The 22,771-nt window shown below is 29.0% G+C and carries 24 protein-coding genes, 1 other RNA gene and 2 pseudogenes; 18 read left to right on the forward strand and 9 right to left on the reverse strand.

All coding sequences use genetic code 11. The annotated features are described in order from the left end of the window. Positions 1 to 79 precede the first annotated feature (79 nt). An RNA gene (gene ffs, locus PG912_RS07195) (signal recognition particle sRNA small type) lies at positions 80 to 178 on the reverse strand. A gap of 172 nt (positions 179 to 350) precedes the next feature. Here ffs and PG912_RS07200 point away from each other — a divergent pair. The 4 genes from PG912_RS07200 to PG912_RS07215 all read left to right on the forward strand — a co-directional run bounded on the left by PG912_RS07200 (position 351) and on the right by PG912_RS07215 (position 5,483). Beyond that, complete coding sequence (locus PG912_RS07200) at positions 351 to 872, forward strand: DUF4199 domain-containing protein (protein WP_260586030.1); 522 nt, start codon at positions 351 to 353, stop codon at positions 870 to 872. 79 nt (positions 873 to 951) lie between these two features. Then, positions 952 to 1,908, forward strand: coding sequence for a glycosyltransferase family 2 protein (locus PG912_RS07205; protein WP_275686986.1), 957 nt, complete (start codon positions 952 to 954; stop codon positions 1,906 to 1,908). 32 nt (positions 1,909 to 1,940) lie between these two features. Then, positions 1,941 to 3,650 (forward strand): phospho-sugar mutase, encoded by a 1,710-nt coding sequence (locus tag PG912_RS07210; protein WP_275686987.1) that lies wholly within the window; start codon positions 1,941 to 1,943, stop codon positions 3,648 to 3,650. Next, entirely contained in the window at positions 3,651 to 5,483 is a 1,833-nt protein-coding gene (locus PG912_RS07215) for an ABC transporter ATP-binding protein (protein WP_275686988.1), read from the forward strand. A 52-nt stretch (positions 5,484 to 5,535) separates the two neighbouring features. Here the strand turns inward: PG912_RS07215 and PG912_RS07220 are convergent, their stop codons facing one another. The 6 genes and pseudogenes from PG912_RS07220 to PG912_RS07245 all read right to left on the reverse strand — a co-directional run bounded on the left by PG912_RS07220 (position 5,536) and on the right by PG912_RS07245 (position 10,832). Further along, the gene (locus tag PG912_RS07220) at positions 5,536 to 6,957 is read right to left on the reverse strand and encodes a CCA tRNA nucleotidyltransferase (protein ID WP_275686989.1); all 1,422 of its coding nucleotides are present in this window, start codon (positions 6,955 to 6,957) and stop codon (positions 5,536 to 5,538) included. A gap of 4 nt (positions 6,958 to 6,961) precedes the next feature. Next, positions 6,962 to 7,505, reverse strand: a pseudogene (locus PG912_RS07225) (L-threonylcarbamoyladenylate synthase). Then, positions 7,498 to 8,157 (reverse strand): hypothetical protein, encoded by a 660-nt coding sequence (locus PG912_RS07230; protein ID WP_275686990.1) that lies wholly within the window; start codon positions 8,155 to 8,157, stop codon positions 7,498 to 7,500. The pseudogene PG912_RS07225 and the gene PG912_RS07230 overlap by 8 nt, the downstream one beginning before the upstream one ends. 1 nt (position 8,158) lies before the next feature. Beyond that, positions 8,159 to 9,109 carry a Stealth CR1 domain-containing protein gene (locus PG912_RS07235; protein WP_275686991.1) on the reverse strand — a complete coding sequence of 317 codons (951 nt, stop codon included), beginning with the start codon at positions 9,107 to 9,109 and terminating at the stop codon, positions 8,159 to 8,161. 4 nt (positions 9,110 to 9,113) lie between these two features. Next, a complete protein-coding gene (locus tag PG912_RS07240) occupies positions 9,114 to 10,007 on the reverse strand; it encodes an ATP-grasp fold amidoligase family protein (RefSeq protein WP_275686992.1) in 894 nt (297 codons plus the stop codon). Between the two features lie 9 nt (positions 10,008 to 10,016). After that, entirely contained in the window at positions 10,017 to 10,832 is an 816-nt protein-coding gene (locus PG912_RS07245; RefSeq protein WP_275686993.1) for a 2,3,4,5-tetrahydropyridine-2,6-dicarboxylate N-succinyltransferase, read from the reverse strand. A 117-nt stretch (positions 10,833 to 10,949) separates the two neighbouring features. On the opposite strand from PG912_RS07245, the pseudogene ruvX reads away from it, so the two are divergent. The 12 genes and pseudogenes from ruvX to PG912_RS07305 all read left to right on the forward strand — a co-directional run bounded on the left by ruvX (position 10,950) and on the right by PG912_RS07305 (position 19,029). Then, positions 10,950 to 11,359, forward strand: a pseudogene (gene ruvX / locus PG912_RS07250) (Holliday junction resolvase RuvX). A gap of 54 nt (positions 11,360 to 11,413) precedes the next feature. After that, positions 11,414 to 12,001, forward strand: a complete 588-nt coding sequence (gene def / locus PG912_RS07255) for a peptide deformylase (protein ID WP_260586046.1) — start codon at positions 11,414 to 11,416, stop codon at positions 11,999 to 12,001. A gap of 27 nt (positions 12,002 to 12,028) precedes the next feature. Continuing rightward, complete coding sequence (locus PG912_RS07260; RefSeq protein WP_275686994.1) at positions 12,029 to 12,451, forward strand: DUF5606 family protein; 423 nt, start codon at positions 12,029 to 12,031, stop codon at positions 12,449 to 12,451. Positions 12,452 to 12,454: 3 nt separating this feature from the next. Continuing rightward, positions 12,455 to 13,234 (forward strand): nucleoside triphosphate pyrophosphohydrolase, encoded by a 780-nt coding sequence (mazG, locus tag PG912_RS07265; protein ID WP_275686995.1) that lies wholly within the window; start codon positions 12,455 to 12,457, stop codon positions 13,232 to 13,234. 143 nt (positions 13,235 to 13,377) lie between these two features. Beyond that, positions 13,378 to 14,103: a (S)-benzoin forming benzil reductase gene (locus tag PG912_RS07270; RefSeq protein WP_275686996.1), complete on the forward strand. Its 726-nt coding sequence runs from the start codon at positions 13,378 to 13,380 to the stop codon at positions 14,101 to 14,103. Positions 14,104 to 14,340: 237 nt separating this feature from the next. Then, positions 14,341 to 15,090 (forward strand): hypothetical protein, encoded by a 750-nt coding sequence (locus PG912_RS07275; protein WP_275686997.1) that lies wholly within the window; start codon positions 14,341 to 14,343, stop codon positions 15,088 to 15,090. 69 nt (positions 15,091 to 15,159) lie between these two features. Then, on the forward strand, positions 15,160 to 16,215 hold the full coding sequence (locus tag PG912_RS07280; RefSeq protein ID WP_275686998.1) for a sensor histidine kinase: 1,056 nt from the start codon (positions 15,160 to 15,162) through the stop codon (positions 16,213 to 16,215). Beyond that, entirely contained in the window at positions 16,208 to 16,981 is a 774-nt protein-coding gene (locus PG912_RS07285) for a LytR/AlgR family response regulator transcription factor (protein WP_275686999.1), read from the forward strand. The genes PG912_RS07280 and PG912_RS07285 overlap by 8 nt, the downstream gene beginning before the upstream one ends. 59 nt (positions 16,982 to 17,040) lie before the next feature. Continuing rightward, positions 17,041 to 17,619, forward strand: a complete 579-nt coding sequence (locus tag PG912_RS07290; protein ID WP_275687000.1) for a hypothetical protein — start codon at positions 17,041 to 17,043, stop codon at positions 17,617 to 17,619. Between the two features lie 4 nt (positions 17,620 to 17,623). Then, positions 17,624 to 17,902 carry a phosphatase PAP2 family protein gene (locus tag PG912_RS07295; RefSeq protein ID WP_275687001.1) on the forward strand — a complete coding sequence of 93 codons (279 nt, stop codon included), beginning with the start codon at positions 17,624 to 17,626 and terminating at the stop codon, positions 17,900 to 17,902. Positions 17,903 to 17,909: 7 nt separating this feature from the next. Next, positions 17,910 to 18,293: a hypothetical protein gene (locus PG912_RS07300; RefSeq protein WP_275687002.1), complete on the forward strand. Its 384-nt coding sequence runs from the start codon at positions 17,910 to 17,912 to the stop codon at positions 18,291 to 18,293. Further along, complete coding sequence (locus PG912_RS07305; RefSeq protein WP_275687003.1) at positions 18,271 to 19,029, forward strand: hypothetical protein; 759 nt, start codon at positions 18,271 to 18,273, stop codon at positions 19,027 to 19,029. Before PG912_RS07300 ends, PG912_RS07305 begins: the two co-directional genes overlap by 23 nt. 243 nt (positions 19,030 to 19,272) lie before the next feature. On the opposite strand, the gene PG912_RS07310 is transcribed toward PG912_RS07305, so the two are convergent. Next, on the reverse strand, positions 19,273 to 20,001 hold the full coding sequence (locus tag PG912_RS07310; protein WP_275687004.1) for a LytR/AlgR family response regulator transcription factor: 729 nt from the start codon (positions 19,999 to 20,001) through the stop codon (positions 19,273 to 19,275). Positions 20,002 to 20,007: 6 nt separating this feature from the next. Next, positions 20,008 to 21,039 (reverse strand): sensor histidine kinase, encoded by a 1,032-nt coding sequence (locus PG912_RS07315; protein ID WP_275687005.1) that lies wholly within the window; start codon positions 21,037 to 21,039, stop codon positions 20,008 to 20,010. 226 nt (positions 21,040 to 21,265) lie between these two features. Between PG912_RS07315 and PG912_RS07320 the strand changes: the two genes are divergently transcribed. Beyond that, the gene (locus PG912_RS07320; RefSeq protein ID WP_275687006.1) at positions 21,266 to 21,895 is read left to right on the forward strand and encodes a hypothetical protein; all 630 of its coding nucleotides are present in this window, start codon (positions 21,266 to 21,268) and stop codon (positions 21,893 to 21,895) included. Next, the gene (locus tag PG912_RS07325) at positions 21,862 to 22,764 is read left to right on the forward strand and encodes a serine hydrolase domain-containing protein (protein ID WP_275689026.1); all 903 of its coding nucleotides are present in this window, start codon (positions 21,862 to 21,864) and stop codon (positions 22,762 to 22,764) included. Before PG912_RS07320 ends, PG912_RS07325 begins: the two co-directional genes overlap by 34 nt. Positions 22,765 to 22,771 lie beyond the last annotated feature (7 nt).

Raw genomic sequence — 22,771 nt, forward strand, 5'->3', positions numbered from 1 at the left:
TTCATCTAATAAATTCTATACGAATCAGGAATACCTAAAAATAATTATGCCCTTTATTTAAAAAAATAAAGGGCATAAAAAAAGGCAAGCTACCTACATCACACTGCTACAACCTAATACCCTTGCTGCGTTCCCGCCCTGGGGGATTCAAAGGGAGCTAGTTGTGTAGGACTTGCCGCTGCAAAGCTACAGCCTTTTTTGATAAAAACAATGAAAAAAAAACGCTTTTTTTTGTAACATTTTTAACTATTTGAATACTAATACATTGTTGAGAATCTTTTTTTTACACAACTCGATTCGAAAACAAAATAATATATTTGTTAAACTAACTAAAAATCAATTACACAAACATGGAAAATCAAGCTAACAGTAAAAACATTATTTTAAATTACGGATTATACTTAGGTTTAATCGGAATATTTATTCACTTAGTATTTTATGCTACAGGTAACTTAATTTCATTAGGTTGGTTAACTGGTATTTTAGGTTTTGCAGCCATGATTACTTTAATTGTTTTAGGTATTAAAAAATTTAAAGCAGATAATGGCGGTTTTTTAAGTTTTGGACAAGCTTTAAAAGTTGGTGTAGGGATTGCTGTATTTAGTGCTGTTATTAGTGCTGTTTATACTTTAATTTTTACAAGTTTTATAGAACCTGATTTTCAAGCTCAAATGATGGAAGTACAAAAACAAGCTTGGATGGATTCTGGTATGAACGACGAACAAATAGAAGCTTCTGAATCAATGGCTAAAAAGTTTGGAGGTCCTGCTATTACTATTCCTGTATCAATTGTAGTTTCTGCATTCTTTGGTTTTATATTTTCTGCAATTAGTGGTGCAATCATGAAAAATAATGAAGAAGAACAATATTAAGAATACTTTAAAAAGGTAAAGCTATAAAGTTTACGAAAGACTTTGTAACTTTACCTTTTTAATTCTCTTACCAAATATTATGGATATATCGGTAGTAATACCACTTCTTAACGAAGAAGAATCTTTACAAGAATTACACGATTGGATTGCAAAAGTTATGCAATCCAATACTTATTTATATGAAATTATTTTTATTGATGATGGTAGTACCGATACTTCTTGGCAAGTAATTGAACAATTATCAGTAAAAAACAACTCGGTAAAAGGAATTCGTTTTCAACGTAACTACGGTAAATCACAAGCTTTAGACGCTGGTTTTGGTTTAGCCGAAGGGAATGTTGTTATTACTATGGATGCTGATTTACAAGACAGCCCTGATGAAATTCCTGAATTGTATGATTTAATTATTGCCAAAAATTTCGATTTAATTTCTGGTTGGAAAAAGAAACGTTACGATAATGTGGTAACGAAAAACATACCATCAAAACTATTTAATTGGGCAGCGCGTAAAACATCTGGTTTAGAATTAAATGATTTTAACTGCGGATTAAAAGCCTATAAAAACGAAGTAATAAAAACAGTAAAAGTAAGTGGCGAAATGCACCGTTACATCCCTGTTTTAGCAAAAAACGAAGGTTTTAATAATATTGGCGAAAAAGTAGTACAACATCAAGCACGAAAATACGGCGTTACTAAATTTGGAATGGATCGTTTCATAAACGGATTTTTAGATTTAATCACCATCTCATTTTTATCAAAATTCGGAAAACGACCAATGCATTTTTTCGGTCTTTGGGGAAGCTTAATGTTTATATTCGGCTTTTTTAGTGCTTTTTTTATCGGAACAATGAAAATATACCGCTTATCAACAGGTATAAAAACAATTTTAGTTACCAACAATCCTTGGTTTTATATTGCTTTAACTTCTATGATTTTAGGAACCTTATTGTTCTTAGCAGGCTTTTTAGGGGAGTTAATTATTAAAAGTAATCCGCAACAAAAGCACTACACCATTAAAGAAAAAATAAATTTTTAAAACGCGTATCTTTGTACGTTTTAATTTGACATATGCAAGATATTTTAAACAAAGCAAAATTATGGTTATCTGATACGTTCGATTCAGAAACTAGAAAAGAAATTCAACAACTAATCGATACTAATTCTGATGATTTAGCAGATCGTTTTTATAAAAATTTAGAATTCGGCACAGGCGGAATGCGCGGAATTGTTGGCGCAGGAGTTAACCGAATAAACAAATATACCTTAGGTAAAGCAACACAAGGATTAAGTAATTACTTACATCAAACGTATCCTAATAAAGAGATAAAAGTAGCTATTGGTTACGATTGTCGCCACGATAGTAAATGGCTATCAAAAGTAGTTGCTGATGTATTTTCGGCAAATAATATTAAGGTATTTCTTTTTGAAGACTTACGCCCTACTCCCGAATTATCATTTGCAGTAAATCATTTAGGTTGCGATGTTGGTATTGTATTAACGGCATCTCATAATCCGCCAGAATATAACGGTTATAAAGTATATTGGTCTGACGGAGGACAAATTGTACCGCCACAAGACACCGCTATTATTGATGAAGTAAATTCATTAGCTTATACTGATGTTAATTTTAATGCCAATGAAGATTTAATTTCAACTATCGGTAATGAAGTTGATGAAGCTTTTTGGCAAGCATCAATTAAAAACGGAACCTTTGATGTAAAAGGACGTGAAGATTTAAAAATTGTTTTCACCAATTTACATGGAACGGCGATTAAGTTAATTCCTGAAGTTTTAAAACGTGCCGGTTATACACAAGTTCATATAGTTGAAGAACAAGCAGAACCTAACGGAAGTTTCCCTACGGTAAAATCACCAAACCCTGAAGAGCCTGAAGCTTTAAAAATGGCGGTTGATTTGGCTAATAAAGTTGATGCAGATATTGTTTTAGGAACCGATCCTGATTCTGATAGAATTGGTATTGCTGTGCGTGATTTAGAAGGAAACATGAAATTATTAAACGGGAATCAAACCATGAGTATGATGACCGATTTTTTAATTAATGATTGGAAAAAGAAAGGCAAATTAAACGGAAAACAATTTGTAGGTTCTACGATCGTTTCTACGAATTTAGTAAACGAAATTGCTGCTTCTTACGATGTTGAAACCAAAGTTGGTTTAACTGGTTTTAAGTGGATTGCTAAAATGATTAAAGACTACCCGGAGTTAGATTTTATTGGTGGTGGTGAAGAAAGTTTTGGTTATATGGTTGGTGATTTTGTTCGCGATAAAGATGCTGTAACTTCTGCCCTATTGGCTTGCGAAATAGCCTCAAATGCAAAAGTAAATAATAGTTCTTTTTATAAAGAATTGTTGGCGTTATACACACGTCATCATTTTTATAAAGAACACTTAATTGCTGTTGTTAAAAAAGGAATGGACGGTGCTGCAGAAATTAAACAAATAATGGTTGATTTACGTAAGAATCCGTTTACTGAAATAGACAATGCTAAAGTGGAGTTTTTATACGATTATCAATCATCTATAAAAAAGAATTTAATTACAGGCAAAGAAACGGTTATGGATATTCCGAAATCTAACGTATTGATTTATCAAACTACAGACGGAACAAAGATGGCTGCTCGCCCTAGCGGAACAGAGCCTAAAATTAAGTTTTATTTTAGTGTAAAATCAAAATTAGATACTGCTAAAAATGCTGTTAGTATTGAAAAAGAATTAGCTATTAAAATTCAACGAATTATAAAAGAATTAAATTTATAAATGAACTATTTAAAACGTTTTTTTAAATACGCAAAACCCTATAAATCATTAGGTGCACTAAGTATTTTCTTTAATATTTTATATGCCTTGTTTACTACGCTTTCATACATTATATTAATGCCAACATTAAATATATTGTTTGGTGAAACTCCTAAAGTATATTTAAAACCTGCTTTTAAAGGTTTTAGTAATTCATTAAATAAAGATTATTTAAGCGACTTATTAAATTATTATGTTACTTATACAAATGATAATTTTGGCCAACAAAAAACATTATTGTATGTTGTAATAGCTGTTGTTATAGTTTTTCTATTTAAAAACATCTTTGGTTATTTAGGTCAGTTAACTATGGCTTATTTAAAGAGTAATGTATTAAAAGACATAAGAAATATTATTTATACTAAAATAGTATCGTTGCCATTATCTTTTTTCTCTAAACAAAATAAAGGTGATATTATAGCCCGTAGCACAAATGATGTTAAAACAATTAATTATTCGTACCTTAATTTAATAATTACTTTTATAAGGGAGCCATTAAACATTGTTTTTACTTTATTTTTTATGGTTAAAACAAGTTGGGAGTTATCTATTTTTATTTTTACATTTATACCAATTTCTGGATTGGTGATTTCTTTTATTAGTAAAAAAATTAAGCAACAATCTGGTGAGATTTCTCAAAAAATTGGTGGCCTTTTAGGTATTATTGAAGAAAGTATTTCTGGTTTAAAAATAATAAAAGCGTTTACTGCTGAACAGCTATTTTCATCAAAATTTAATAATCAAACAGATGATATTCGTGTATTAACTAATAAAATGAATACAAAAGAAACTTTAGCAAGCCCTATGAGCGAGTTTTTAGGTGTAATTACTATTGCAGGTCTTCTTTGGTATGGTGGTAAAATGGTTTTGATAGACAAAACAATGTTAGGAGGTACTTTTATTGGCTTTATGGCGGCGGCATACAATATATTAACACCTGCTAAAGCGATTGCTAAAGCTAATAATAATATTAAAATAGGAAATGCAGCAGCAGAAAGAATATTTGAAGTTATAGATACTAAAAATGATTTAATAGATATAACTAACGCTAAAGAAATAACTAGTTTTAACGATATCATAGAATTCAAAAACATTTCTTTTAAATACGAAGAATCTTATGTCTTAAAAAACTTTTCATTAACAATACCAAAAGGGGAAACTGTTGCGCTAGTTGGACAATCTGGAAGTGGAAAATCTACACTTGCAAATTTAATTACTCGTTTTTATGATGTTAATAAAGGTGATATATTTATTGACGGAAATAATATAAAAAATGTTTCTAAAAAATCTTTAAGAGGTTTAACAGGTATTGTTGCCCAAGATTCAACATTATTTAATGATACGGTTGCTAACAATATAAAACTAAGTAAACCCTCTGCTACTGATAAAGAAGTTGAAGAAGCTGCCATAATCGCTAATGCTTATGAGTTTATTAACGATTTGCCAGCAAAATATAATACAGTCATTGGAGACAGAGGTAGTTCTCTGTCAGGAGGACAGCAACAACGAATTGCAATTGCAAGAGCGGTTTTAAAAAACCCACCTATCATGATTTTAGATGAAGCTACTTCAGCTTTAGATACTGAATCGGAACAACTTGTTCAGCAAGCATTAGAAAAAATGATGCAAAACAGAACCTCTTTAATTATTGCACACCGTTTATCAACCATTCAAAAGGCCGATAAAATTGTTGTAATGAAAAAAGGAAAAATTGTAGAACAAGGTAAACATGAAGAATTACTTGCTAAAAAAGGTGAGTATTTTAAACTTGTTACAATGCAATCGTTAGCATAAGATAAAAAAGGGAAGTTTTTAAAAACTTCCCTTTTTTGTTATTTATAACTTCTTAATTATTTTCTAAACCTAGCTTCTTACCTTTTTCTATCATATATTGATAACAAGCTTCGTGTTCATTTGGAATTTCACCTTCTAAAATAGCTTCTTTTATAGCTTCTTTTATTTGACCGATTTCTCGACATGGAGTTAAATTAAACTCCTTCATAATTTCTTCTCCAGTAATTGGTGGTTGAAAATTACGCACTTTATCACGCTCTTCTACTTCTTTAATTTTTTCACGAACAAGTTCGAAATTCTTATGATAACGGTTAAATTTTTTAGGATTTTTAGTGGTGATATCTGCCTCACATAAGGTCATTAAACTATCTACATCTTCACCTGCATCAAAAACTAATCTTCTTACTGCCGAATCTGTTACATCGCTTGCTAAAACAATTGGTCGAGAACTTAACATAACCATTTTCTGAACAAACTTCATTTTATTATTCAATGGTAGTTTTAATCGCTTAAATAGTTTAAACACCATTTTAGATCCTACAAATTCATGTGCATGAAATGTCCAACCTTGTTTTTTATGATAACGTTTTGTTGGTGCTTTACCAATATCGTGCAATAAAGCAGCCCAACGTAGCCAAACATCATCTGTGTTTTCTGATATATTATCAACAACTTCTAAAGTGTGATAAAAATTATCTTTATGCTTCTGTCCTTCTACCTCTTCTACTCCTTTTAATGCTGTTAATTCAGGTATAATTCGCTCTAAAAGTTCAGTTTGTTCTAGAAGTAAAAATCCTACAGATGGTTTAAGCGATTCTAATATCTTATTTAATTCAACAATTATTCGTTCTTTGGTAATAATATTTATTCTTTTCGAATTCTTAGCAATAGCGCTTAAAGACTCTGCTTCAATTACAAAGTTTAATTGAGAAGCAAAGCGAATGGCACGCATCATACGTAACGGATCGTCAGAATAAGTAATATCAGGATCTAGAGGTGTTTTAATAATTTTAGCCTCTAAATCTGAGATTCCATCAAAAGGATCTAATAAAAGTCCAAATGATTCTTTATTTAAACTCAATGCCAAAGCGTTAATAGTAAAATCACGTCTATTCTGATCATCTTGTAAACTACCAGGTTTTACTTCCGGATTTCTACTATCTTCAGTATACGATTCTTTACGAGCGCCTACAAACTCTATTTCAATATCTTTATAACGCAACATTGCTGTTCCGTATGTTTTAAAAACCTGAACTTTTGGTTTGTTTGGCAATAAAGAAGCTACTTTTTCAGCTAATTCAATTCCACTTCCAACAGCAACAACATCAATATCCTTTGCTACACCTCTTTTTAAAATAAAATCACGTACAAAGCCACCAATCACATAACTTTTTAGTTGTAATTCTTCAGTTGCTTTGGATATGTATTGAAATATTTCGGCAGAAATTGCCTCTTTAAAATATTGTTCTTGCATCTAATTATTCTCTTATCACAATAACAGAATCGCCTTCTATTTTTAAAATAGTAGATGATTTTTCTGTCATCTTATCTTGATGCAAATCTACTACATAATCTACACTCTGTAAAATAGCTTTGCTTATTTCTGAAAATGATTTTGGGGTTTCTTGCCCACTAATATTCGCAGAAGTAGATACAATAGGTTTCCCAAATTGGTTTATCAACTGTATACAAAATCATCTTGTGGAATCCGAATAGCAATGGTGTTATCAAATGCTATGGTATTTTTTGCTAAATTTATCGGATTCTTATAAATAACTGTTGTTGGTTTCTCTGAACTATTTAAAATCTCAATTGCTTTCTTAGGGATGTCTTCAAGATATTCTTTTAACATTTCAATTGAAGAAACTAAAATAATTAAACTTTTAGATTCTTCTCTTTTTTTAATCGATAAATATTCCCTACTGCTTTTTCATTTGTAGCATCACAACCTATACCCCAAACAGTATCAGTTGGATAAAGAATTGTTTTTCCTTCCTTAAGATTTTTAATTATTTTATTCATGTAACCTGTAATCCATACCGTCTCTTACGAGTTGTTTACATGGTGTACATTCTTTACAGGGTTTAACATCTGAAGCGTGGCAAAACCATGTTTTATGCATGATATCAATAAAATTTTCTTTTTCAGCGATTAATTTCATATCTAACTTAGTAAGATTATAGATAGGAAATCTCATTTTTCCAAAAATCTTCTTTAAAAAAACATCTTTAACTTTAGGATCCAATATTGCATAACTACCAATGTTTTCATCCGTTATTATAATTGTTTTTCCTTTTAAAAATGAAAAATCTTTACTGTGTACAGATAATTCTAAATTTTTCATTTTTAGTGCTAAACATGATAACCAGTAATATTGTTTACCTAAATGCCTTTTTCTCTTAAGAATCTTATAAGAAATTTTTTGAATTAAATTAAATTTCAATTCTTTTCTGTTGAGCGTAATTAAATCTAATATTTTTCCTCCATTGGATCCATACCTATCTAAAATTTCTTTAGACAATATTTTTATCGTTTCTAACTCTTTATTCCTCGAAGTTCTCTTTTCATGAAATACATAAATTGGCTGTACAACAGCTCCTTTTTCTATTAGTTTTAAAACTCTAAAAGTAGAATCCCATCCACTTGTCCATAACACATTTTGAATATCGCTCATATTATTTTTTTAACCTATATTTTTTTTCCAACCAATTTAACAAGTATACTAATTTTTTTTCAGGACGTTGATCTAAACTTTGCATATTTAAAAATAATTTATTCTCTTTTTTACTTAGAATATTTAATTTAAATTTTGCCCAAAAGTAAGGTTTACACTTATGTATATATATTAATTTATAATCTTTTTTTAAAGTACATGTATTGTTTTTAATCTCAATATGATTAGCAAGACCTTGAGCCGTAAATTGACTTACATCCCTAAATTTATGCTTAACATTATCTATTTCAATATCACGGTTATTTTTAAAAAAAGTTTTAAATGTAGATTTTCTTAATGGCGCAGGAATATGTTGAAATCTATAAAATTGTTTTTTAAACCCTACAACTTCTGCTGCTTTTTGTTGTGCTCGTTTATGTTTAGGCTTAGTTTTATCTGAGTCTGGAAATATTTTTTTATAAATTTTTTCTTCTTCAAATTTTAACCACTTACCTCTTATTACAGGCTTACCATCAATAAAATAATCAGACATTTTAGTTTCTTTAAGCAAAAACATATCATCATTTAGGTAAATAAAATGTTCTGCTAAGCCAGGTATATTATATAACTTAGCTTCTATAGGTCTGTTAGAAAATACTGGTAAGTATATACTATCTTCTTTAAAAATATCTTTATGATCTATTATAAAAACATTTTCGTAGGTGCCCTCTTCTTTATTTTTTATAAACTTTGGCACTTGATTATCTGTTACTATAAATATGTTTCTAATAAAACCGGCATATTTTAAAATTGAATTAACAGCATATTTTATCTCCTCGACCTGATCTAAACGAGTTCTAAATTCTTTATTTTTGGTTACAGATTTATTTTTTAAATAAGGCAACATTTTTTGATGATGTAAATCATCTTTACCATCAACCCAAGTTATAACAGCATCAATAGGAAAGCTCATTCTATTATTTTTTATTCCCCTGATTTAAAGAAGGTAGATTAAACATATCGCCGAAAATTTTATTGTATTTATCTGGATAATATTCACTTCTACCATCGCCAGGATAAAAAGTCAATTCGCCAAATAATGTTTTTCCTTTTATTGAATATAAATCAACTCTAACAAAAGGAAAATCATCAGATAATTTTGATGCAATAGTAATCATTTCATCAAAATTATCTGGTTTTTTTATTGTAGACTCAAAAACATCACTTTTTGTTCCTTTATTTACAGGAATCCTTTTAAAAGATAAATCATAAATTTCTCTTTTATAATCCTCACCTGCCCCTCTATCTATATGCACTTCAAGATACTTTGGTTCACCATTAAAACAAAAAAACTTATAATCTGTTAAATCTTCTTTACCTTTTTCTTTAATAAATTCTTCAGCAATAATTTTTGGTTGTATATCTTTATACCCCCACTCTTGTCCTGTTCTATAATATTGATTAGATCTTAACCATCTTCTCAGTTTTGTCTTAGCTTTTCGTAAATTTAACTTTTTTTTATCTTTAACAATAATACTATGCCTATTAGTATGAACAGCTTTAAGTACAAATTCATTTGGCAACTCTTCTAACTTTAATTGATTTGCTTTAGTGTAAACTTTTAATGTTTTAATTAAATATTGTCTTCCTATTTTATTCTTGATGTATTCTTTAACAGTATATTTATCTATTAACAGGTTCAATAAACTTGAACGGTAATACATTTTATACCATTGGATTTTCTGATTAAATTCAACAGGATTATTTAAATTTAATTTTTTTCTTGTAGAATATTCGTAAGAAAAAGGTAAAAAATACTTTTGAGGCAAAAAAGTCATTTTCTTTAAAAGCCATAAAACTGTTCTATTCATTATATCTCCTTATACAGCTACATCATACTCTCTAAGAGCATCGTTTAGCGAAGTTTTTTTATTTGTACTTTCTTTACGCTTACCAATAATTAATGCACAAGGTACTTGATATTCACCTGCGGCAAACTTTTTAGTATAACTACCTGGAATTACTACCGAACGTGCAGGAACAACTCCTTTTGTTTCAATAGGTTCATCACCAGTAACATCAATAATTTTTGTACTCATTGTTAATACAACATTGGCTCCTAAAACAGCTTCTTTTTCTACTCTTACTCCTTCAACAACAATACAGCGAGAACCTATAAAAGCTCCGTCTTCTATAATTACTGGAGCAGCTTGTAATGGCTCTAGAACGCCACCAATTCCTACTCCACCAGATAAATGTACATTTTTACCAATCTGAGCACAAGAACCTACTGTTGCCCAAGTATCCACCATTGTTCCTTCATCAACATAAGCACCTATATTTACATAACTAGGCATTAAAATAGTTCCTGATGAAATATATGCTCCATGTCTTGCAACCGCATTTGGTACAACACGTATTCCTTTTTCTTTAAAATTTCTTTTTAACGGAATTTTATCATGATACTCAAAAATACCAGCTTCTAAAGTTTCCATTTTTTGAATCGGAAAATATAAAACTACCGCTTTTTTAACCCATTCGTTTACTTGCCATCCATTAGCTGTTGGTTCTGCTACTCGCAACTCTCCAGCATCTAATAAATCAACAACTTTTCTAATGGTGTTAATCGTATTTTCTTCTTTTAATAAATCACGATTATCCCATGCTTTCTCTATAATTACTTGTAATTCTGTCATCTTTAAAATTTTCTACAAAGATAAAATCTCTCTTTCAATATAGTGCGAAGATACATTTTTTAAACAGATACTTCAATCCTGTTTAAAATCTGTATTTTTGCATAAAAACAAACTAGTTTGGGAAGAGTTTTAGCCATAGATTTTGGAAAAAAAGAACAGGTATTGCTGTTACTGATGAATTACAAATTATAGCATCAGGATTAACAACTATTAGTACGAAAGAGTTAATTCCTTTTTTAAAGGAGTATGTAAAAAAAGAAAACGTTGAGCTATTTATTATTGGAAAGCCAAAACAAATGGACAATTCTGATAGTGAAAGTGAAGCTTTAATTTTACCTTTTTTACAAAAATTAGCAAAAGCCATCCCAAATATTTCAATAAAAAGAGAAGATGAGCGTTTTACTTCTAAAATGGCTTTTCAAACTATGATTGATAGCGGACTGAATAAAAAACAACGTCAGAACAAAGCTTTAGTAGACGAAATAAGTGCTACAATCATTTTACAATCATATTTGTACAACAAATAATTTTATTGCAAAACGATTCTTTGTATTTTCGCATTCGTTAAAAAAAATAAAAACATGATTTTACCCATTGTTGCTTACGGAGATCCCGTATTACGTAAAGTAGGAAAAGAGATCGATAAAGACTATCCGCAGTTAGAAAAACTAATTGCCGATATGAAAGAAACAATGTACAATGCACAAGGTGTAGGTTTAGCTGCTCCGCAAATAGGAAAAGACATTCGTTTGTTTTTAATTGATGCTTCTCCTTTTGCAGATGATGAAGATTTATCAGAAGAAGACAGAAAAGTTTTAGAAACCTTTAATCGTGTTTTTATAAACGCAAAAATAATTAAAGAAGAAGGTGAAGAATGGGCTTTTAGCGAAGGCTGCTTAAGTATTCCTGATGTTCGTGAAGATGTTTTTCGTCAAGAAACAATTACGATTGAATATCAAGATGAAAATTTCGAAAAGCATACTGAAGTTTTAGGCGGTTTAGCTGCGCGTGTTTTTCAGCATGAATACGATCATATTGATGGTGTTTTATTTACGGATAAACTTTCTTCTTTAAAGAAGAGATTGATTAAAAAGAAATTAGAAAACATATCAAAAGGAAAAGTACAAGCAGGTTACAGAATGCGTTTTCCTAATGCCAAAAGAAAATAGTCTAATAAGACATTAAAATATTATAATATGGAATTTAACAAAATTATTGCAGTTACTGGTAAACCAGGATTATTTCAAATTTTATCTCAAACAAAAACAGGGGTAATCGTAAAATCTATTGTAGACGGAAAACGTTTTCCTATTACAGCTACTCATAATGTAAGTTTATTAGAAAATATTGCTATCTATACGTACGAAGAAGAAGTACCTTTAGCGAAAGTTCTTAAAAACATGGCTGATAAAGAAGATGGTAAAGAAGGAATTTCTCACAAAGAAAGTGCTGCTAAATTAACAGCTTATTTTAGTGAAATTTTACCAGGTTATGATGAAGAACGTGTGTATGCTTCTAACATTAAAAAGGTAATTCAATGGTATAATACTTTAGCACAGTCTGATTTTGACTTTAGTTCTTTAGATAAAGTAGCAACTACCGAAGAAGAAGAAAAATAAATCATGAATACTCGTAAGCAGCAATTAGACGCCTTTAACCGTTTGTTAGATATTATGGATGAACTTCGTGAGAAGTGTCCGTGGGATAAAAAACAAACCTTAGAAAGTCTCCGTCATTTAACTATTGAAGAAACTTACGAACTAGGAGATGCAATTCTAGACAATGATTTACAAGAAATAAAAAAAGAATTAGGCGATGTGTTACTACACATCGTCTTTTATGCTAAAATAGGTAGCGAAAAACAAGCTTTTGATATTGCCGATGTTGCCAATTCTATTTCTGATAAATTAATTCACCGTCATCCACATGTTTATGGTGATGTTGAAGTAAAAAATGAAGAAGAAGTAAAACAAAACTGGGAAAAACTCAAGTTAAAAGAAGGTAAAACTTCGGTTTTAGAAGGTGTCCCTAAAAGTTTACCTGCATTGGTAAAAGCAAGTAGAATTCAAGAAAAAGTTGCCGGTGTTGGTTTTGATTGGGAAGAACCACAACAGGTTTGGGAAAAGGTACAAGAAGAAATCTCTGAACTCAACGAAGAGATAAAAGCAGGGAATAAAGAAAACATCGAAAAGGAATTTGGAGATGTCTTATTTTCTATGATTAACTACGCACGCTTTATTAAAGTGAATCCCGAAAATGCTTTAGAAAAAACGAATAAGAAATTCATCAATCGTTTTCAGTATTTAGAAGCAGCAGCTAAAAAAGAAGGCAAAGAACTTTCTGACATGACTTTAGGTGAAATGGATGTTCATTGGGAAAACTCGAAAGAATTTTTCAGATAACACTTTCTTATTGCGAACGCAGTGAAGCAATCTCTTTATATCAACAAAATAAACTTTCTTAAACTGCTATTTAACCTTCTCTAGTAAAAAGATTACTTCGTTATTCTTCCTTGTAATAACATATCATTTTGTATTTTTACTTTATGAACATCATAATTATTACAGGCGGAAGTAAAGGAATCGGAAAAGCATTGGCAAATAAATATGCCACAGAAAACTACAAAGTATACTCTTTAGCTAGAACATTTTCTGGTTTAGAAAATATAACTAATATTGCTATAGACTTATCGAATCTTACTGAAACAGAAAACACTTTCACTGCTCTTTTAAAAGAAATTGTTAGCACCAATGTTTCCTCAATTACTTTAATTAATAATGCTGGACGTTTAGGAAAAATATCAAATCTAGAAAATTTAAATCCAAACGATATTTCTAAAACAATTCAATTAAACACTACTACTCCGCTTATATTATCTAGTTTATTTATCAAAATAACAAAACAACTAAGTTGTAAAAAACAGATTATTTCTATTTCATCGGGAGCTGCGAAAAGTCCGTATCAAGGTTGGTCTATATATTGTACGTCAAAAGCTGCCATAGACATGATGACTAAAGCTATTGCTACGGAACAGATTGAAGTAGAAAATGGTGTAAAATGTAATGCTATATATCCTGGCGTTGTAGATACCAATATGCAATCTGAAATTAGAAGTACTAATAAAACTGACTTTGAGAGCTTGCAACGTTTTGTTGATTTAAAAGAAAATAACGAATTATATACGCCTGAATTTGTAGCTAAAACTATTTACAAAGTAGATACTGAAAACCAATTAAAAAGCGGAGATATTGTTGATATTAGAAATTTTTAATAACACATTAATTTAAAAAAAAGAAAAAATCTGTCTTACCTCAATTTTTTGAGGTGATAATTTATCAGTAAATTATTATAAACATTACACATTTTGGCTAAGTCTTATCACACTTCTCATTCCCTTTATTTCTATTATTCCTTAGTTTAATTCCGTTTTTCCTGCATTCATCAGAAACAGTTTTACAGAACGTTACCTTTCTTTTAGTTTTGTGGTATAATTTAAAAACTAATTATCATGAAAAACATAAAAAGAGAATTAATTTTTTTACGAACATTTTCATTTACTCTAGCAATAGGAATTCTTATGTTTGTTTTTGTTTCTTTTAAACATTCTAAGAATCAAAAATTTGGTACTATTGACGTAGAACGTATTAATATTGTAGAAAAAGATGGTACTACAAAGATGATTATTACGAATGTACAAGAATTTCCGAATGGAAAGGATTCTATAAATAACAGAGCAACAAATAATAAACGTAAAAAACGCGCAGGTATGCTTTTCTTTAATGAAGACGCTATTGAATGTGGAGGGTTTATTTATGATGGAAATAAAAAGGAAAACGGACATAGTGCTGGTTTATCACTTACTTTTGACAAATATGATGGTGATCAAGCAATACAACTGTTAAATACTGATGTAAAACGAAATGGAAAAAGAAGTATTAAAAGTTCATTAGTTTTTAACGATTTACCAGAAAACTCAAACCAAACAAGCACAGCTAAAGTTTGGGCAGAATTAAATGCAATAAAAGATAAAAAAATAAGGAGAAAAAAATATAATGAATATGTAAAAAAAGGCTTGGTTGGTATTACCAAAAGACTTGAGCTTGGTAACCGTGGTAAAGGTCGTCCAAACGGATTGTTTCTTTATGATAATCAAGGAAAAATGAGAGCAATGTTTTGTATTGATTCTGAAAATAATGTTCGCTTAGAAATGTTTGATCAAAAAGGTAACATGATAAACTCATGGCCAACAAAAAAATAAAGCTTATAATTTTGGTAAATATTTTCACTAAAATATTTACCAAAACTTTATATATTTACCAGTATAATTATGAAAAAAACAATTCAATACCTACAAAAAAATCAAACTTTAATTGTTTTCTTGTTTATTTTTAGCTGGGTATTAACTCTTAAAAACAAAATAGGTTTTGCGACCTCTTGGAATAATTTTGTTTTTCATCCTGATGCTCCTTTTTGGGTTTTTATAGACGGTTTTATTATTTTTATTTTTACCGATTTTATTAAAAGAAAAACTAAAAATAACATAAAAAAAGAAACGCCGTCTGTATGGAGTTATTTAAGATTTTTTGGTATAAGTTTTATCTGTTATATATTTATCATAAATATCTTTGGCCTTTTTATTTCGTTCATTTTTAATACTATTCCAAGAAACTATAGCTCTTCCTATCAAATAACTTATAGAATTTTTACACAAATTATTGACTTTATAGTTTTTGGAGGTTTTTCTTTAGCTTATTTATATTTTAAAGAAAATAAAAATTATAAAAAGAGACTAAATGCCTATGAAATTAGCAATTCTAAAAGTAAAATACAGCAACTTAAAGCACAATTAAATCCACATTTTCTTTTTAATAATTTAAATATTTTAGATCAACTTATCGAAGAAAACCAAGAAAAAGCATCTAATTTTTTAAACCATTTTTCAGAATTATATCGTTATGTTCTTAAAAACTCAACCAGAGAACTTATTTATATTAAAGAAGAATTAATATTTATTCAAAATTATTTTGAGTTAATGGAGAAAAAATACCAAGGATATTATCAATTAATTATCCAAAATGATATAAAAAATTCAACTCTCATCGTTCCTCCATTTTGCCTTCAAATATTGGTAGAAAATGCTATTGTACACAACCTAGGGACATTTAAGAAGCCTGTAATTATAAATATTTCAATAGAAAACGGAATTAAAATTACTAATAACAAAATAGATAAAGAAAGTAGAAATAAAAGAAATAATGGTATAGCCTTAAAAAACCTAAATGAACAATTTAAACTACTCACAAATAACCCTATTACTATTAAAGATTCTGATGATTATTTCACTATTATATTACCACTTATTAAAATAAATAACGATGCTTAAAATAGTAATTATAGAAGATGAAGTTCCTGCTAGAAAGAAACTTAAAAACTATTTAGATAAAATTGAAGTATCATATAAAATTGTAAAAGAAATTGAAACTACAAAAGAAACTCTTTCTTTTTTTGAAACAAATCCTGATGTTGATCTAATTTTTTCAGATATTGAATTACGTGACGGTAATGTTTTTGAAATCTATAACCAAATTAAAATTAATGCACCAATTATTTTCATATCAGCTTATGATACTTTTTGGATGAATGCTTTTGAAACTAGCGGTATCGAATACTTACTAAAACCTTATTCGTTTGCTCGCTTTGAAAAAGCATGGTACAAGTATATGTCTTTGAAAAACAAAATGGAAATTAAACAGACTGATATCTTTAATAAATTAGATGCCTATTATCAGAGTAAGTTAGAGTTAAAACTCGTTTATAAAGATTTTATTCCTGTAAAATCTAATAATGGTATTTACTTTTTAAAAGTAGAAAATATTGTTTTTATTCAATCAGATTACGGAGTTCTTTTTGCTTATGATTCAGCCAATAAAAAACACTTATTAAACCAAACTTCTCGTAAAGAAATACATGAAATATTTAACCCTACACTATTCTTTAAGATTAATAGAAGTGAGATTGTTAATAGGGTTTTTATTGAAAAAATAAATCGTTATACTAAAAACACTGTCGCTATTCAGCTAAAATCTCATTCTTTAAAAACGAGTCAAAAAAATACAGCTGCATTTAATTCTTGGATGGGAATAAAGTAGTTGTATTTTTAGAAACTTCTAAAAAATATAATATATTAGTTTAGTCTAAAATTAATTACGTGCTCAAAAAAATTGATTTCCTTTTCTTCGGATATGTGTTTATAACCACTATCCTCTTATTTTTCTCATGGAATCAATCTACAAACTCTTTGAATTTGTTACTGGTTAGAGGATTCATTGTTTTAGGAGTTATCAGCTTACTCTTTTTAAATTCTAAAGTAAAATCAGCTATTTTAGAACTCTTAAGAAATATATACCCGATAATAATCAGCGGTTATTTTTACTCTGAAACTGTTTTTTATAATAAATTTATTTGGCAGAACTTAGATCAAAAATTAATAGATTTAGATCAGTTAATATTCAATTTTCAGCCAAGTTTAGCATTTTCTACTACATTTTCTAACAAACTATTTAGTGAGTTAATGTATTTCGGATATTTTTCATTTTATCTACTAATCACAGCATTTGTAATCATCGCTTATTACAAGTTAAAAAACGAATCAGAGATATTACTGTTTAAATTTTCAGCAGCAATGTTGTTATTTTATTTATTCTTTGCTATTGTTCCTTCTGCTGTAGCCTCAGTTTTATTTATCCTCACCAGAAAAAGACTTACCTGTCGCTTTTATTTTCGATAAAATAATGCATTTTATACAAGCTAATGCAGAACAACCTACCGCAGCTTTTCCGAGTTCACATGTCGGAATTTCAATCATTATAATACTTCTTTTACGTAAAAAAACTCCTTTATTTATTAAAATAATTTTTCCGTTGGTAATTGTTTTAATTTTATCAACCGTTTATATAAAAGCACATTATGCTATTGATGTTATAGGTGGAATTATATTTGCACCAATTATGTTATATTTAGCATCCATCTTATATAAAATTCCTATTTATAATAAGAATATCAAACTTTAACCACTCTATGATTCAACTTAAAGAAATTACCTCTAAAAAGGATTTAAAAAAGTTTATACTATTGCCTTTTAAAATTCACAAGAATCATAAAGAATGGTTACCTCCTTTAATTTCTGATGAATGGAAAGTATTTGATAAAAACAAAAATCATTCTTTTAACCATTGTGATACCATAATGTTGTTAGCTTTAAAAAACGATGAAGTTGTTGGTAGAATTATGGGGATTATAAATCATACTTACAACAACGGAAATAACGAAAAAAATGTTCGCTTTTTCGGGTTAGAATGTTATGATGATACCGAAGTATTTACTATTTTGATAAAAGCTATTGAAGATTGGGGAAGAAAAAAGAAAATGAATACAATTATTGGCTACTTTAGGTTTTTCTGATAAAGATCCTCAAGGTTTTTTAATTGATGGTTTTAATGATCCGATAAGTGTTATGGTTACCAATTGTAGCTATAAATATATGGTAGATTTTACCGAACAAAATGGATTTAATAAAAAACTAGATATTTTTCAATACAGAGCTCAAATTCCTGAAAAAACACCTAAAATTTACGATAAAATTGCAGACAGAGTTAAAAGAAGAGGTTTTAAAATATTAGAGTTTAAAAAATCGAAACATGTACGTCCTTACGTAAAACCAGTTTTCGAATTAATAAATTCAACATATAAAAACATTTACGGCTTTGCTCCGTTAGAGGATATAGAATCTAAAGAGTTTTCTGAACGTTTTTTACCTTTACTAAAACCTCAGTATATAAAAGTTGTTGTTGACACTAACAGTAAAGTAGTTGCTTTTGTTGTGGCAATGCCAGATATAAGTAACGGATTTAAAAAAGCAAAAGGGAAATTATTTCCTTTCGGATTTATTCATATTCTTAAAGCTTTTAAACAAACCAATCAACTTAATTTATTGTTAGGTTGTGTCAGTGAAGAATTACAAAACTCCGGATTAATTGCTTTAATGGCGCAATCTATGTACAAATCGGCTAAAGAAAACGGATTAACAGTTTTAGACAGTCATTTAATTTTAGAGGATAACAAAAAAATGCGCGCTGTTATGGAACGTATGGAGCATACAATTTATAAAAAGTATCGAATTTTCGAGAAAGAATTGTGAAAAAACACTTCACTTTGTTAGTAATGACCTTAATTTATAATAATTAAAATTGATTCTTAACCTAATTAATAATATCTTTCACTAACCTTGAATATAAATCATTAAAACGGATTCATATTCTTAAAAAAAACTGGAGATAATTGTAAAAACATTTCCTAAACCACTACATAAGATATTATTAGCAATATTTCAGACAGATTAATTTTATTTTTATTTCTAATTTCATCTGCCAAAATAGCAAGTTTAACTTTTATCTTTACCCAATTCATCAATAACACCTAACAAATTTTCTCTATAATTACTACTTAACGGAATTTCACGATCATTTATAACCACACAGTGTTTTTTGACAGTTTCTATATATTTTAACGCCACAATATAAGAACGGTGCGTTCTTATAAAATACTCCTGTGGAAGCATTTCTATAACTTCAGAAATTTTATATCGTGCTAAAATAGAACGAGTAATGGTTACAAAAGTCACGTAATTACCATCACTTTCTATGTATTTAATTCCCTGAATAGCAACTTGATGATACTCTTGCCCGCTTTTAATAAAAACAGTTTGCCCGTTTGCTTTTGGAATAAGCGGTAAACTGGTCGTAACTGCCGTTATTTTTTTATCTAATACTTCTTTTGCTTTCATAATTGATTGCAGTAATCTATCAAACCCAATGGGTTTTAATAAATAATCTATAGCATTAAGTTGATAACTCTCAATAGCATATTCAGTATAAGCAGTTGTAAAAATAATTAATGGCGGGGTTTTTAAATATTTTGGTAAGTTTATTCCAGACAATTGCGGCATATTAATATCTAAAAAAATTACATCTATTTCATGTTCTTGCAAATACTCCAGTCCTTTTAAAGGATCCCTAAAAGTGGCTCTCAATGTAACAAAAGGAATGTTTTTTAAATGAAATTGTAACACTTCAATTGCAGCAGGTTCATCATCAATAATTACATAGGTCATAAATACTTAATTTAGTTGTAGGCATAATTCCGCAATAAAAGTACCGCTTTCTGTTCTTGTTTCTATAGTATGTGTATTTGGATACAGAATTGCCAGTCTTGTTTTTAAATTATCCAATCCAAAACCAGATGAATCATCGACAATACCATTAGTAATTTTTGCTATTGGATTGGTTACTTTAAAGTACAACGTTTGTTGCTTTATTTCTATTAGAATATTTATTTCAGACCTTTCTTGGGGATTGATACCATGTTTTATTGCGTTTTCAACAAAAGGAATTAATAACATAGGACATATTATTACAGAATATATATCTCCAATTATATCAAAATTCATAATTACATCATCTTCTTCAGCAATTCTTAATTGATATACTTCTATAAAATTCTTAAGATGACGAATTTCTCTTTCTAGTAATACTTTGTCTTCATTTGTTTCATAGACCATATATCGTGTTAATTCTGCTAATTTCAATAATCCATCAGATAATTCTGGCACATTATGTTTTAAGGTTTTGGCATAAAAACTATTTAGGACGTTAAACAAAAAATGAGGATTAATTTTAGATTTTAAAAAAGCCATTTCTGTAGAGAGTTTCTCTTCAAGCAATACCCTTTTTAATTTTTCATTCTCCACCCAATTATTAAACAAAGCGTAAGACAATGATGCCAATAACACGATAAATCCAGTCAGACAATTTTGAAGTGCATGTTCTAAAAAACTTGCTTCATTGCTAGGAAAAAAACTAGCAACAAAACTATAATCAATATAACTTTCTAATAAACAAACACCCAAAAAACCTATAATTAATGAGATGATGAATGTCATTCTTTTTTTTAGACGTAACATTCTTGGAACAAGAAAGAATGCTGTAGTGTAAAAAATTACCATGTTCACTAAAGTTCCAAATAATACTGCTGCTCTATAAGGCTCTTCACCTTGCTTAAAACTTCCAGCAGAAGTAGAAAGGATAGACAACATATAGTATCCTAACCCCCATAAAAGTAAATGAATAATCGGTTCTAAATATTTTCTCATGAGATATTGATTAAAAGCTCTTCAAAGTAAAGGAATTGAAACGACATAAAAAGCGCCTAGTGACCAACTTAGTTTATTTAGTGTTCAAAGTATCTAATTTTGTGAAACACCTGTGATTTCACAAAAATAATGTTCTCCGACACATTTAAATAAGCGCCTATCACATTCATTTTTTTATGTTTAGGATTCGTCTTAATCTTGCCAAGAACATTACAAACATATTCATATGAAAAAATTAATTCTACTTATTTTTATACTTACAGCAACCATTAGTATATCCCAAGAAAAAAACAGTTTTGAATGGCCAAACCATGCAGTTACACCCGTATTTAAAGATTTATTAAAAGCATACAATACAAATGATTTTAAAACAATTTCTGCTTACTCTAAAAAATACTATTCAGAAAAGAAAGCAAAAAAGAAAGCAATTTATTGGATGAAAATTTTCACAGAATATGGTGTATTAAAACCCTATAAACTTGCTGATAAAAAATTTCGAGGACAACCTGCAATATGGTTTCAAGGTAGCGACACCAAAAACTGGGCTAAAATAGTTATCATGTTAACTAAAGATGGTAAAAACATTTTAAATGCTGGAGTTTTTAAAGGTATGCGACCTATTGGATTACTTCCTCCATATAAAGAGATGCCTACTAAAAATGTAAAAAAACACCTTAACAAATATCTTAAAAATTTAAGTGAGCTAGATTTATTTTCTGGTGCGGTTTTAGTTGCTAAAGGTGATAAAATACTTTATAGGAAAGCATACGGATATCGTAATAAAGAAAAAGGAAAAAAAACAACGCTAACACAGTTTTTGGAATTGGATCTACTACAAAAACATTTACTGCGATAGCAATAGCGCAATTAGCCGAACAAGGGAAGCTAAATTTCACAGATCCATTGAGTAAATTTATTACAGAATACCCAAAAGATATTGCAGATAAAGTTACTATTCATGATTTATTAACGCATACTTCAGGTTTAGAATTTGATGATTATGATCCATTTTATTACGAAACGAAAAAAGCAAAAAGTATTAGCGAAATGTTAGCTATTCAATTAAAATATATCGATCATATGAATAATAAAAGGCGAAAGAACTTTACTGTATTGGGTAAGTTTGATTATTCTAATGACAATTATATTTTGTTAGGTGCAATTATTGAGCGCATTACTGGAATACCGTACGCAGAGTATATTGAAAATAATATATTTAAACCAGCAAATATGTCTCACGCTATTGTTGATAATAATAAGTTATCAACTTATAAAAACAAAGCAAATGGGTATAGTCATAATAATGCCGAAATGAGATTTCAGTTAGGAGAAAGACGCAAAGTAATTGGTAGTGCCGTTTGTGATATTATTATGCCTGCAGGAGGAATACGTGCTAGTGTAAAAGATCTATACCATTACTTTAAAGCTATCAATCAACAAAAAATAATCAATAAAAAAACTAAGGAAATTCTTTTAAAGAAACATACTATTAAAAGATCATCTGAAGAAGCACAAACGCATATTCATTATGGATACGGTTTCATGACAAACCAAAATGGTAAAGCTATTTCTGTTGGACATAATGGAGTTGATTACGGTGTTGGGAGTCGTTTTGAATATTACCCAAAGCAAGACATGTATGTAATTGTATTAAGTAATTATGGAGGAATGGCAGGAAGCAATGTTGCTGATCACATAAGAGATCTTATTGAACCAAATGATTAATAGTTCT

Source organism: Tenacibaculum retecalamus (assembly GCF_027941755.1).
GTDB lineage: Bacteria > Bacteroidota > Bacteroidia > Flavobacteriales > Flavobacteriaceae > Polaribacter > Polaribacter haliotis_B.